This is a genomic window from Enterobacter sp. E12 (assembly GCF_014596715.2).
Taxonomy (GTDB): domain Bacteria; phylum Pseudomonadota; class Gammaproteobacteria; order Enterobacterales; family Enterobacteriaceae; genus Enterobacter; species Enterobacter bugandensis.
In genome coordinates this window covers 466,045-478,805 of sequence record NZ_CP115601.1, presented here as the reverse complement: position 1 = coordinate 478,805, position 12,761 = coordinate 466,045, and the positions used below count along the sequence as shown (strand labels likewise).

Here is a 12,761-nt window from a genome sequence, read left to right as displayed (position 1 = left end):
TCAGTACTGGTCTCTGTCTAACCAGTTACCGCTTACAATCCGCGTTAACCCGTCGACCGGACGCTGGTAGACATACATCCACGCGCTTCCGTACGGTGTCTGGATCAACTGGCGAGCGTATTCACCGCCCCTGGTGCGCAAGGCATCAAGTTCGGCAAGTGTAGCATTATCAATACGATAAACTTCACCCTGTACTGTTCCTTCGCCGGGAACCGCGCCTGGATAGTGGCCCAGGCTGTACAACTGGTAGTTCTCGATATTGTAATTCCCCAGTAGCTGGGCATTGGTCATCCAGTGACTGTTGCCTTGCCTGGTTCGTAAACTGCCGTAGACAAATATTCGCATTGCTAAAACTCAAACTGATAGAGCAGATCAAGTGCCTGGTCTACGCCGGACACTGCTTCCAGATATAGCTTAGGCATCAGGCGATAGCGTAACGTGAGTGTTGCCAGTGAGTCAAAGATCCCCACACCATATTTTACCTGCAGACCCGGCAGTACATAGCCGCTGACCACCACCTGCGAGGAGTCACCCACGCCCTGGGTGTCCAGCGCCAGATTGCTTACGCCGAACGTCTCGCCGATTTTACCCACAACCTGCCCACTTTGTGCAACCCCCAGTCCGACCAACATTGAGGTCATCGCCGCACTGTCGCTTTGTCCGCTGTCCAGACCTTGTCCGCGCAGCAGATAAGAGAGGGCTTCCTGCTGCGACATCGCCGGGTCGGAGAAGATCTCCGCCTTCGGTTCGTCGGCAGAGCCGGTGACGCGTACGCCAGCAATCACGTCGTTTTCCGTCGCTTCCGGGTTACGAATCGCTTCGATGTTCAACAGCGGTTGATCCGGTGGGCCGGAGAACAGCAGCTCGCCTTTACGGACAATCAGATCCTGACCATAGGCATGGAAACGCCCTTCAGGAATATTGATCTGCCCATTGAGGCCAAGCCCTTGTTTATCCTGCGCCACTTTCAGGTCGCCCGTGAGCTTCGCCTTCAGCCCAAACGCATCCAACCGCACGTTATTTCCCACGTGCACGATAAGGTTACTATTAATCGGTATGCCAGCGCTCTTCTCTTCGGCAGGTTTCAGATTTTCATTGAGCATAACTTCATCACTGGAGACGCCGACCGCGCTTTCCGGCACCTCGTGAACCACGATACGCGCCCACGGCACGTCCACGCGGCCATCCAGGGTGAAGAGGCTTGGCGTCGCCTCAAAGACCACGTCCGGCGAGACGTCCAGGCGCACCATTGGCGGTACGGTGATGCGCACCTTACTGCCTTTCGCGGCAATACGGGCGCGCCAGTTGTCGAGCTGGCTCCAGTCCGCGTCGCCGCTCAGGTTGATTTGCCCCTGCTGAGTTAATACCGAGCCGCTCAGCGTCGAGCTCATGCCGTTGAAGTTCATCGCAATCTGGCTGGGCTGCATATCGAACGGCATAAAGTTACCGTCGATATCCACACCGCTGAGCCGCAGCTGGCCGAACAGCTGAGGGCTTTGCGCGTTGCCCGCCAGGCGCAGGTTGGCATTTACCATGCCCTCGGCTTTTTCCCCGCGGGCGAAGATCGGGTTGACCATCGCCAGGTTGAAGTTACGAATATTGACGTTGCCGCCCAGATTGCGCCGCCCCTGCGGATCGGTAATCTGTATCTGCCCGTCCATCTGGCCGTTGTTGGTCAGACGGATAAGCCACCCCAGCTCCGCACGGTTGTTATGCAGGTCTGCACTCACGTTCAGAGTGTCGAAGGCCACCGGCAGCGGCGCGTCGTTGACTTCCTGCGTCACCTTCACGTTGCGCCCGGAAAGCGTGACGCTGCCCTGCGGCAGCCCCTCTTTGGTGGTGTCCCAGGCGACATCGGCTTTCCCGCTGAAGACGCCGCTGGCCTGCGTGGTTTCCGGCATAAACGGTTTCAGCATCGCCAGATCGAAGCGGTTCAGGTTGATCTGCGCGCGCCCTTCCGCCCCCGCATCAATGGTCTGCGGCACGCACAGCTCCGCGTTCGGGTTGGTCCAGCAGTGAGGCCCGATGCTGATCTTCTGCTCGGCGTTGCGGTAGTCCAGCGCAATGGAGCGCGACAGCGCCAGCGGCCCCACCGGGGTGTTGAAGCGGGTGTTGTCCAGCGTTCCTTTCCAGCGCGTTTCCTTCCGGTCGAAGCTGCCGGTCAGGTGAAGCTGGCCGGAGACGGGCTCGCCCTGCACGCGCAGCTGGAGGTCGTGCTGCTTCTCGTTCCCTTTGGCGTCCAGAGTCACCAGGCTGATGTTCACGTCCGGCTGGGAAATGCGCTCCACGCGCAGGTTCAGGTTGCCGCCGATCTGATCGGTGGATTTCACATCCCCTTCCACGCGGACGCGGGCAACGCTCAGCTCCTGCCAGCGCAGATTGTTGGCGGTGATATCTGCCAGCAGCTGCGGCGCGTCCACGGTGCCGCGCACTTTCACAAGTCCTTTCGCCGTACCGCCCAGACCCGGCAGGGCGTTATCCAGATTCGGCGCGTCGATGGTGGCGTCAAGATTGAGATCTTTTACCCCCAGCTCGCCTTTGATATCCGCCGTGTTGCGGCCCAGCGCCACGTGCAGTCCCGGGATAATCCACTGCAGGTAGCTGTTGCCCTTCACCGAGCCTTCTACGTTCACCTTGTTCTGCTTAACGTTCCCGGTGAGCTTGATTTCCGGCACGTCCATCTGCCACGTGCCGCCGTAGAGGCTGCCGCGGGTTTTGATCAGCCCGTCCAGCTTCGACGGCCAGTCCGGCACCTCTTTGGCGGTGTTAATTCCCGTCAGCTTCAGCTCGCCGCGCCAGCTGATCGCCTGCTGCCAGTCGAGCAGCGCGGTCAGTTCCGTTTTGCCTTCCAGCGCCGCGACTGTCAGCTTGTCGAGGTTAACCTGCTGTTCGTTGCCTTTTGCATCCAGCGTGATGGTCGCGGGCGGCACGCCCTGCCCCTTCACCGCAGTGCGGAACGAGAGCGTGTAGTCGGTCATCTTGCCGCTCAGCTTCAGCTTCAGATCGTCGGCCTGATACTGTTTTTCGCCGGTAAACGGCCAGTAAAGCTGCTTGCTGACAACCTCCAGATTGAGCGGCAGCCCGGCTTCCGCCAGCTGGGTTTGCGCGCGCAGGGCCATGTCTACCGGGCCGGAGAGATTCACCCCGATATCCAGCTTCTCGCGCAGCGCCCCGCCCACTTTAACCTTCACTTTTTCGCCCTTCAGCGGGTCGATATTCAGGGCGCTATTGAGGGTGATATCCACCGGCCAGCTGTCGCGCAGCAGGGCGTTGCCTGACGCGTTCACCGAGCCCTGGTTGGTGTCGATATCCAGCGCGTCGAGCTTCATGTTGCCGTCAATGCTGCTGACTTTCAGCAGCATGTTAAAGACCGTCAGATCGGTGTCGCCGGTCAGGCGCAGCTGTTCGCCTTTGAACTCCTCAATGTTGAGGTTCAGCGGCAGATGTACGTCGGTCATTTCAGGCAGGACAGGCTTCGAGAAGAGTTCTTTCAGCGTTTCGCCCAGCGGCTTCTCTTCCGGCTGCGGGTTCTGGATCTTCGGTTCGACGATCTCTTCCTGCGCCACGTCCGCCACTTTCGGCAGCGCAATCAGCAACCCTTGCAGCGAGGTTGGCGTCAGGGTGAGGTTTTTCTCCTGCCAGCGCAGACCGGAGGTGAAATCCATCACCGAAACGGTGGTGTCGTCGATTTTGATATTGACGTTATCGAGCGCCACCCGATAGAGCGCAATCGGGTACGGCGTGGAGAGATTCAGCGGGCCGCTGTCCTCTTCCTCAACCGGCGCAGACTTCGGCATTTTCTTTGAGTCTACCGCCACGTTGACGTCTTTTAGCGACAGATCGTTTACGCAGAGCTTGCTGTCCCGCAGGCAGCCCAGCTTCACCGCGAGATGAAATTCCCCGGCGTTGACCGCCACGCCCGGCTGCTCGTAGCGGATGTTCTTCAGACGCAGGTCGCGCCAGCCGCCCGTTACCTGACCAATTTCCAGCCCCGGCACCCAACGGTTCGCGGCGTTAAACAGCAGATGCAGCCCGGTCGTCGTTCCCACCAGAAACGCCACCGTACCGAGCAGCAGCACGATAAAAATCAGCACCCCGAGGCTTATTTTCTTCCATAAACTCATAATTCAGGCCCCAGACCGATGTAAAACTGTAATCCGTGTTCATCTTTGTCGCCCACCGGCACGGCGAAATCGAGCTTGATGGGCCCGACGGGTGATTGCCAGCGTACGCCCACGCCTGCACCAGTTTTAAAGTCGCTGCGGCGGATATCGTTCACCGCTTCACCACCGTCAACAAACATGGCACCCCACCACTTGCCGCTGACGTTGTACTGATACTCCAGCGATCCGGTCGCCAGTTTGGATGCCCCGGTCAGCTGGCCTTTTTCGTTTTCAGGTGAGATCGATTTGTACTTATACCCGCGAATGCTGCGGTCGCCCCCGGCGAAGAAGCGCAGATCCGGCGGAACTCGCTCGAAATCACCCGTCTCAATCCAGCCGAGATTGCCGCGCATCACAAAGCGGTGTTTGTCATACAGCGTGCGGATCCAGACGTTTTGCGCCTGCACCACCGTGAAGTCGACGTCAGAGCCCCACATCGTATTGGAGTAGTCGATAGAGTAACGCTGTGAATCACCCCAGGTTGGCATCAGGCCGCCGCGCGAGCGGGTACGGCTGATCATCACGCCCGGATAAAGCAGCATAGTGGTGTTGGTGACGTTTGCCTGGGTAAAGTGATCAAGGCTCCAGCGCAGGTTAATGGCGCGCTGCCAGCCGCTGGAGAGATCCCAGAAGCGTGAAACCGCAAGCGTTGTCGAGTCCTGCTCGGTATCGTTCAAATCGGTACGCTTAAAGCCGCCCTGCACCAGGTAATATTGCTCAAGCGGGTTTTTCAGCAGCGGAATTTTATAGCTGAAATCAAGCTGCTGTTCCGGTGCGGAAATGCTGGCGCTGGTGGTCAGACTGTGGCCGTAGGAGTTCATCCACGGCTTTTTCCAGGAGGTCTTCACGCGCGGACCGACGTCTGTCGAGTAGCCAACACCGGTCTCAATGGTGTTCTCGGTGCGCGGCGAGACAACGCCATGCAGCGGCAACACCTTGGTTTTGCGAGACTTATCAAATTCCGGTGCGACAACCACGGAGTTAAACCAGCCGGTAGCGGAGAGGCGACGGTTCAGCTCCGCCAGATCACTCGACTGGTAGTAATCGCCTTTTTTAAACGGCACGAGGTTTTGCAGATACTCTTCACGAATTTGCGAACCTTCAAACGTTACATCGCCAAAGCGGTAGCGTTCGCCGCTGTCGTAGTCAATATCCCAGAAGGCCTGACGTCGCTCCAGCGCAATGCCCAGCTGGCTTTTATTGAACTGGCTGTCGAAGTAGCCCCTACGCAGAGAGACGCTCGTCAGCTCTTTTTTGAAGTGGTCGTAGTCACCGTGGTTGAGCACGGTGCCGATTTTCGGCCGCGTGCTGAGCAGGTCCAGGTAGTCGCGGTCGGTACGCGCGCCGCCGCGCAGGATGACGTTCGTGCCGCCAATCAGCACCGGCTCGCCCGGCGAGACGCGGGCAATAAGCACCTGACGCCCCTTCTTTGGCGGCGGGCGAAGATCGAAATCAATGGTGGGTTCGTAATACCCCAGCGCTTTTAGCCCTTCACGGATCGCGTCATCCACGCGCGCGCGAAAACGCCGGTCCGGCGTCACCTCATCGCTCTGGATGGTCGACAGCTGCGCACGCACGTTTTTTTCCAGCGTCCCGGATAACCCCTCAACCTGCAAACGGACATTCGCCGCGCTGGCAACCCCGCTTGTCAGCAATACACTGACTAAACATAACTGGCGGATTTTTGTCACGTTTTCTCCTGAATATCCCTTTTCCACCCTGGAAGCAAATGAAGCGCCGCCGTGCGGCAAAATACGGCCCGGAAGCCAAAAACCCAAATCGTGGGTTGAAAACGGGTGTAACACCCAAATATTTCTTATGATTAAATCTAGTCTCATTCAGCGCATTTATTGTGTTCAATTAAACGCTTCGTGACAACCTTAACCGAAACATCGCACCCCGGGAGGCCCCATCGTGAGTTTATTCGACAAGAAGCATCTGGTTTCACAAGCTGATGCATTACCGGGACGCAACACCCCTATGCCTGTGGCGACCTTACACGCCGTCAATAACCATTCAATGACCAACGTTCCTGATGGAATGGAAATCGCCCTGTTCGCCATGGGCTGCTTCTGGGGCGTTGAGCGCCTCTTCTGGCAGCTGCCCGGCGTCTACAGCACCGCGGCCGGCTACACGGGCGGCTATACGCCGAATCCAACCTACCGCGAAGTCTGCTCCGGCGAAACCGGCCATGCGGAAGCGGTACGCGTGGTATATGACCCGACGGTCATCAGCTACGAACAGCTCCTGCAGGTCTTCTGGGAAAACCACGACCCGGCGCAGGGCATGCGTCAGGGCAACGACCACGGCACACAGTATCGCTCGGCCATTTATCCGCTCACGCCTGAGCAGGACGCCGCCGCGCGCGCCAGCCTTGAGCGTTTCCAGCAGGCCATGCGTGAAGCAGGCGATACGCGCGAGGTGACCACGGAAATCGCGACGGCGAAACCGTTCTACTACGCCGAGGACGATCACCAGCAGTATCTGCATAAAAACCCGTACGGCTACTGCGGCATCGGAGGCATCGGCGTTTGCCTGCCGCCACAGCTTGCCTGATTATTAACCGTTAAATCGTCACCCGTACCGGACAGCGCACGCTGTCCGGTCTGTTTTATGCCAAAAATGTGACCTCTGGCAGATTTACATCTCTTTACGCTATACTACCGCTGAAATAATCGGCTCAACGCTACGAGCTGACGTTCTACGTGTTTTCACACAAATGGTATCAACTCCCCTTCTGAGGATCTGGCGAGAAGCCGGATAAACTATGTTAAACAGTATTTTAGTAATACTTTGTCTTATTGCCGTCAGTGCATTTTTCTCGATATCTGAGATCTCGCTGGCCGCGTCCCGTAAAATCAAACTTAAGCTGCTTGCCGACGAGGGCAACATCAATGCCACCCGCATCCTGAAAATGCAGGAAAACCCCGGCATGTTCTTCACCGTGGTGCAGATTGGCCTTAACGCGGTCGCCATTCTCGGCGGTATCGTGGGCGATGCGGCCTTTTCTCCAGCGTTTTATAGCCTCTTTGTCAAATACATGTCCGCTGAGCTTGCCGAACAGCTGAGCTTTATTCTCTCCTTCTCGCTGGTAACCGGCCTGTTCATCCTCTTTGCAGACCTGACCCCGAAACGCATCGGTATGATTGCGCCAGAAGCTGTAGCTTTGCGTATCATCAACCCGATGCGCTTCTGTCTGTACGTGTTTCGTCCGCTGGTGTGGTTCTTCAACGGCCTGGCGAACGTGATTTTCCGCATCTTTAAGCTGCCAATGGTGCGTAAAGACGACATCACCTCTGACGACATTTATGCGGTGGTGGAAGCCGGCGCGCTGGCCGGGGTGCTGCGTAAGCAGGAACACGAGTTGATTGAGAACGTATTTGAACTGGAATCCCGTACTGTGCCCTCTTCCATGACGGGCCGTGAAAACATTATCTGGTTCGATTTACATGAAGATGAGCAGAGCCTGAAGAACAAAGTGGCGCAGCATCCTCACTCCAAGTTCCTGGTCTGTAATGAAGATATCGACCACATCATCGGTTACGTCGACTCCAAAGACCTGCTGAACCGCGTGCTGGCAAACCAGAGCCTGGCGCTCAACAGCGGCGTGCAGATCCGCAATACCCTGATTGTGCCGGACACCCTGACGCTCTCCGAAGCGCTGGAAAGTTTCAAAACCGCCGGGGAAGACTTCGCGGTCATCATGAACGAATACGCGCTGGTGGTGGGTATCATCACGCTGAACGACGTGATGACCACGCTGATGGGAGACCTGGTTGGCCAGGGACTGGAAGAGCAGATTGTTCAGCGTGACGATAATTCATGGCTGATCGACGGCGGTACGCCGATTGAAGACGTCATGCGCGTGCTGGATATCGACGAGTTCCCGCAGTCCGGTAACTACGAAACCATCGGCGGCTTTATGATGTTTATGCTGCGTAAAATCCCGAAACGCACCGACTCGGTGAAGTTCTCCGGCTACAAGTTTGAGGTGGTGGATATTGATAACTATCGCATCGACCAGCTGCTGGTGACGCGTATTGACAACAAGCCGACCGTACTGGTGCCGAAGCTGCCGGACGCGGAAGAGAAGGTGTCGGCGTAACGTTCCTGCCCCCACAAACATCAACGGCTCCCATCGGGAGCCGTCTTTTTAACTACCTACTGCATAGCACGTTGGTTAAGCCATCTCAGTTTGCAGACGCATAACCTGACGGTTGACTTCGGACATCACAGACAGGTGCTGTTTGTCCTTCACTTTTGGGACAAGGATCTTGCCCTTATCAAACTCAAAAGCGCCAACATCCTTGATGTACAACCGTCCACGGAACAGGATCTTCACGTACTTCGCCACCTGAAGCGGGTTGTAGCGTTGGAAAATTTTCATTCTTGTATCTCCTGCGAATCATACGCTCTTGCGGTGCCACAATCGGCCCGACTGTCCTGAGCGCAAATTTTGATGCCCAATGACTATAGACCAGAACTACGGTGTTACCCAGTGTGCATAAGTTTATTTACCGTTTGATTACAATTATTCAGAATAATCTTTGCAAAGCGTGATAGAGAGCAGTATAAGCCGTCGTTTTTTCATGGATATGTGCGTTCACCCGCAAACTGGCACTCGGATTGCGAGAAAACCACATTGATCGCACTTATGATTAAAACGTATGACCAAGTGGTCGGATCACCTGCAAACAATAAGGAAACGCCATGACCCTACGTAACATCCTTGCGGCAGCCTGCCTGCTGCTGCCCCTGTGGGCTTCCGCTCACAGCATTGAAAAAGGACAACGTGTACCGCCAGTCGGCATTGCTGACCGGGGAGAATTGATTCTCGACAATGATAAGTTTAGCTATAAAGCCTGGAATAGCGCGCAGCTCGCGGGCAAAGTGAGAGTTGTACAACATATTGCCGGTCGTACATCCGCAAAAGAGAAGAATGCCAGCCTGGTGGAGGCGATCAAGGCCGCAAAATTCCCTCATGACCGCTACCAGACCACCACGATTGTGAACACCGATGATGCCATTCCTGGCTCCGGGATGTTTGTGCGCTCAAGCCTTGAGAGCAATAAAAAGCTCTACCCGTGGTCGCAGTTTATCGTCGACAGCAACGGCGTGACGCGTAAGGCCTGGCAGCTTGAGGAAGAGAGCTCCGCGATTGTCGTGCTGGATAAGGACGGCCGCGTGCAGTGGGTGAAAGACGGGGCGCTGACCCAGGAAGAGGTGCAGCAGGTTGTCGCCCTGCTGCACAAACTGCTGGCTCAGTAAAGAGAGACGCGGAAGCCGGGGTTGAGGAAGGATTCGCGCGGGGTGTAGTCCAGCGGCTTGCCCTGCCAGTCATGGACATGCGCCCCGGCGGCCGCGGCAACGGCATGGCCTGCCGCGGTATCCCAGACGTTGGTTGGCCCAAAGCGCGGATACAGCTGCGCCTGACCTTCCGCCACCAGGCAGAATTTCAGCGACGAGCCAATCGAGGTGGTCTGGTGTTCACCCAGCTGTTGCAGGTATTCCTCCAGCTCGCTGTCGCTGTGCGAGCGGCTAATCACCACCAGCGGTGGACGGGCATCGCGCACCTGGATCTGCTTGCGTACGCCGCACTCCTCCTTCCAGGCCTTCCCTTCTGCAGCGCTGTACATCACCTTCATTACCGGCGCGTAGACCACGCCGAGCACCGCTTTACCCTTCTCAATCAGGGCAATATTGACGGTGAACTCACCGTTGCGCTTGATGAACTCTTTTGTCCCGTCCAGCGGATCGACCAGCCAGTAGCGCTGCCAGTGCTGGCGCTCGTCCCAGCTTTGCGGAGCTTCTTCAGACAGAACGGGGATATCCGGCGTTAAGGCCTGCAGACCTTGCAGGATCACCTTATGCGCCGCGATATCGGCCGCCGTGACCGGGGAGTCGTCCGCCTTGCTGACGACCTCCATAGGTTTTACACCGTCATACACCTGCATGATGGCATCTCCCGCATCCCGTGCGAGCTGACAAATCTTATCTAGCATTTTCCACCTCTTTGTTAACGCAGTGAGGTTAACTCTTTGTTTTAGTTATATCGTAATGTGAACAATTCCGCTATCTGTGAAGCAATTCCGGTTTCAGGTCGCTTTTTTCTGTCAGGATTCACATTTCTGTAAGCAACAAACGATAGATACATACTCTTTTGTGGAACGGATCGAAAAAAGGACTCCTCTGATGATTAAGTTTAGTGCAACGCTTCTGGCGACGCTGATTGCAGCGAGCGTGCAGGCGGCGACGGTAGATCTGCGTATTCTGGAAACGACCGATCTGCACAGCAATATGATGGACTTCGATTACTACAAAGATACCCCTACGGAAAAATTCGGACTGGTACGTACAGCAAGTTTGATCAACGCCGCGCGGGGTGAAGTCAAAAATAGCGTGCTGGTGGACAACGGCGATCTCATTCAGGGCAGCCCGCTTGGCGACTACATGGCGGCGAAAGGTCTGAAGAAAGGCGAGATCCATCCCGTTTATAAAGCGATGAACACGCTGGACTATGCCGTTGGCAACCTGGGCAACCATGAATTCAACTACGGCCTGAAATACCTGCACGATGCGCTGGCCGGCGCGAAGTTCCCGTACGTTAACGCCAATATCATCGACGTTAAGACGCAAAAGCCGCTCTTTACCCCATACCTGATTAAAGAGAGTGAAGTTGTCGATCGGGACGGTAAAAAGCAGACGCTGAAAATCGGCTATATCGGCTTCGTACCGCCGCAAATTATGACCTGGGATAAAGCCAACCTCGACGGCAAAGTGACCGTTAATGACATTACCGAAACCGCGCGCAAGTACGTGCCGGAAATACGTGCGAAAGGCGCGGATGTCGTTGTCGTGGTGGCTCACTCAGGCCTGTCAGCCGACCCGTACCAGGCCATGGCGGAGAACTCCGTTTATTATCTGAGCGAAGTCCCGGGCGTTGACGCGATCCTGTTCGGCCACGCTCACGCCGTTTTCCCGGGCAAAGATTTTGCCAGCATTCAAGGGGCGGATATCGAGAAAGGGACGCTCAACGGCGTGCCGTCGGTGATGCCGGGCATGTGGGGCGACCACCTTGGCGTGGTGGATCTGGTGCTAAATAACGACAGCGGCAGCTGGAAGGTGACGCAGTCAAAAGCCGAAGCGCGCCCGATTTACGACGCGGCGGCTAAAAAATCCCTGGCTGGTGAAGATAAAAAGCTGGTTGACGTGCTGAAGCACGACCACGACGCCACCCGCGAATTCGTCAGCAAGCCGATCGGCAAATCCGCCGACAACATGTACAGCTTCCTGGCGCTGGTGCAGGACGATCCGACCGTTCAGGTGGTCAACATGGCCCAGAAAGCCTATGCCGAACACTTTGTTCAGGGCGATCCGGATCTGGCAAAACTGCCGGTGCTGTCTGCCGCTGCGCCATTCAAAGTGGGCGGACGCAAGAACGACCCGGCAAGCTATGTTGAGGTCGAAAAAGGCCAGCTGACCTTCCGTAACGCCGCCGATCTCTATCTCTACCCGAATACCCTGGTAGTGGTTAAAGCCACGGGGAAAGAGGTGAAGGAGTGGCTGGAGTGTTCTGCCGGACAGTTTAACCAGATTGACCCGCACAACAGCAAGCCGCAGTCGCTGATTAACTGGGACGGCTTCCGCACCTACAACTTCGACGTGATCGACGGCGTAAATTACCAGATTGACGTCACCCAGCCAGCGAAATATGACGGCGAGTGCCAGGCGATTAACCCGCAGGCCGAACGCATCAAAAACCTGACGTTCAACGGCAAGGCGATTGACCCGAATGCAACCTTCCTGGTGGTGACCAATAACTACCGCGCCTACGGCGGCAAGTTTGCCGGTACGGGCGATAGCCACATCGCTTTTGCCTCGCCGGACGAAAACCGCTCGGTGCTGGCGGCGTGGATCGGCGCGGAGTCGAAGAAGGCGGGCGAAATTCACCCGGCGGTGGATAACAACTGGCGTCTTGCGCCAATCCACAGCGATGCGAAACTGGATATCCGCTTTGAAACGTCACCGTCCGATAAAGCAGCCGCGTTTATTAAGGATAAGGCGCAGTATCCGACGAAGAAGGTTGCGACGGATGATATCGGGTTCGCGATTTATCAGGTGGATTTGAGCAGGTAGCGGTGATTGTGCCGGGTAAGGCGAAACCGCCACCCGGCTTTTACGCCGCACGCTCATCCCGATTCGCCATCACCTTCGGCGTATTGACTTCAATCCAGTCCGCCAGCGCGGCGACTTTCTCGCTCACCTCGATGCCCATCGGTGTCAGGCTATACTCGACGTGCGGCGGCACGACCGGATACGACACGCGATCGACAAACCCGTCCTGCTCCAGCGCCTGAAGCGACTGGGACAGCATCTTTTCGCTCACCCCGCCCATTTTATGGCGCAGCTCGCTAAAACGGTGCGTTCCTCCGCGCAGAGCCAGCAGGATCAGCACGCCCCATCGGCTGGTAACGTGTTTAAGCACCTCCCGTGAAGGGCACTGTTCCGCGAAGAGATTGCCATCGCGCATTTGCTCGCTGAGCGTTGGGATCGTTTTTTTCATACTTACCTTTTTGTACGTACTTACTAAAAGTTAGC

Annotated in this window: 10 protein-coding genes; 4 read left to right on the top strand and 6 right to left on the bottom strand. The window is 56.5% G+C overall.

The genetic code is table 11. From position 1 onward, the window contains the following. The 3 genes from IB212_RS02320 to tamA are packed head-to-tail and all read right to left on the bottom strand — an operon-like array spanning position 1 to position 5,854. On the bottom strand, positions 1-345 hold the full coding sequence (locus IB212_RS02320) for a gamma-glutamylcyclotransferase (RefSeq protein ID WP_008501424.1): 345 nt from the start codon (positions 343-345) through the stop codon (positions 1-3). 2 nt (positions 346-347) lie between these two features. After that, positions 348-4,124 carry an autotransporter assembly complex protein TamB gene (gene tamB, locus IB212_RS02315; RefSeq protein WP_041911467.1) on the bottom strand — a complete coding sequence of 1,259 codons (3,777 nt, stop codon included), beginning with the start codon at positions 4,122-4,124 and terminating at the stop codon, positions 348-350. Further along, a complete protein-coding gene (tamA, locus tag IB212_RS02310; RefSeq protein WP_188246052.1) occupies positions 4,121-5,854 on the bottom strand; it encodes an autotransporter assembly complex protein TamA in 1,734 nt (577 codons plus the stop codon). Before tamA ends, tamB begins: the two co-directional genes overlap by 4 nt. A gap of 223 nt (positions 5,855-6,077) precedes the next feature. Here tamA and msrA point away from each other — a divergent pair, with 223 nt between their 5' ends. Next, positions 6,078-6,719, top strand: a complete 642-nt coding sequence (gene msrA, locus IB212_RS02305) for a peptide-methionine (S)-S-oxide reductase MsrA (protein WP_028015284.1) — start codon at positions 6,078-6,080, stop codon at positions 6,717-6,719. 211 nt (positions 6,720-6,930) lie between these two features. Beyond that, positions 6,931-8,268, top strand: a complete 1,338-nt coding sequence (locus IB212_RS02300) for a hemolysin family protein (protein WP_028015283.1) — start codon at positions 6,931-6,933, stop codon at positions 8,266-8,268. 75 nt (positions 8,269-8,343) lie between these two features. Here the strand turns inward: IB212_RS02300 and IB212_RS02295 are convergent, their stop codons facing one another. Continuing rightward, positions 8,344-8,550 (bottom strand): DUF1107 domain-containing protein, encoded by a 207-nt coding sequence (locus IB212_RS02295; protein WP_008501430.1) that lies wholly within the window; start codon positions 8,548-8,550, stop codon positions 8,344-8,346. Positions 8,551-8,873: 323 nt separating this feature from the next. Between IB212_RS02295 and IB212_RS02290 the strand changes: the two genes are divergently transcribed. Continuing rightward, the gene (locus IB212_RS02290; RefSeq protein WP_028015282.1) at positions 8,874-9,431 is read left to right on the top strand and encodes a YtfJ family protein; all 558 of its coding nucleotides are present in this window, start codon (positions 8,874-8,876) and stop codon (positions 9,429-9,431) included. On the opposite strand, the gene cysQ is transcribed toward IB212_RS02290, so the two are convergent. After that, entirely contained in the window at positions 9,425-10,165 is a 741-nt protein-coding gene (gene cysQ / locus IB212_RS02285) for a 3'(2'),5'-bisphosphate nucleotidase CysQ (RefSeq protein WP_028015281.1), read from the bottom strand. The genes IB212_RS02290 and cysQ overlap by 7 nt on opposite strands. A 190-nt stretch (positions 10,166-10,355) precedes the next feature. Between cysQ and IB212_RS02280 the strand changes: the two genes are divergently transcribed. After that, positions 10,356-12,299: a bifunctional 2',3'-cyclic-nucleotide 2'-phosphodiesterase/3'-nucleotidase gene (locus tag IB212_RS02280; protein WP_041911469.1), complete on the top strand. Its 1,944-nt coding sequence runs from the start codon at positions 10,356-10,358 to the stop codon at positions 12,297-12,299. A gap of 40 nt (positions 12,300-12,339) precedes the next feature. On the opposite strand, the gene IB212_RS02275 is transcribed toward IB212_RS02280, so the two are convergent. Then, complete coding sequence (locus IB212_RS02275) at positions 12,340-12,726, bottom strand: helix-turn-helix domain-containing protein (RefSeq protein ID WP_028015279.1); 387 nt, start codon at positions 12,724-12,726, stop codon at positions 12,340-12,342. Positions 12,727-12,761: the final 35 nt, after the last annotated feature.

What these genes read in the sequence shown, in the direction of transcription:
- IB212_RS02280 (WP_041911469.1), top strand. Translation starts at nt 10,356, where the DNA reads ATGATTAAGTTTAGTGCAACGCTTCTGGCGACGCTGATTGCAGCGAGC.
- IB212_RS02295 (WP_008501430.1), bottom strand. Translation starts at nt 8,550, where the DNA reads ATGAAAATTTTCCAACGCTACAACCCGCTTCAGGTGGCGAAGTACGTG.
- cysQ (WP_028015281.1), bottom strand. Translation starts at nt 10,165, where the DNA reads ATGCTAGATAAGATTTGTCAGCTCGCACGGGATGCGGGAGATGCCATC.
- IB212_RS02275 (WP_028015279.1), bottom strand. Translation starts at nt 12,726, where the DNA reads ATGAAAAAAACGATCCCAACGCTCAGCGAGCAAATGCGCGATGGCAAT.
- tamB (WP_041911467.1), bottom strand. Translation starts at nt 4,124, where the DNA reads ATGAGTTTATGGAAGAAAATAAGCCTCGGGGTGCTGATTTTTATCGTG.
- IB212_RS02290 (WP_028015282.1), top strand. Translation starts at nt 8,874, where the DNA reads ATGACCCTACGTAACATCCTTGCGGCAGCCTGCCTGCTGCTGCCCCTG.
- IB212_RS02320 (WP_008501424.1), bottom strand. Translation starts at nt 345, where the DNA reads ATGCGAATATTTGTCTACGGCAGTTTACGAACCAGGCAAGGCAACAGT.
- IB212_RS02300 (WP_028015283.1), top strand. Translation starts at nt 6,931, where the DNA reads ATGTTAAACAGTATTTTAGTAATACTTTGTCTTATTGCCGTCAGTGCA.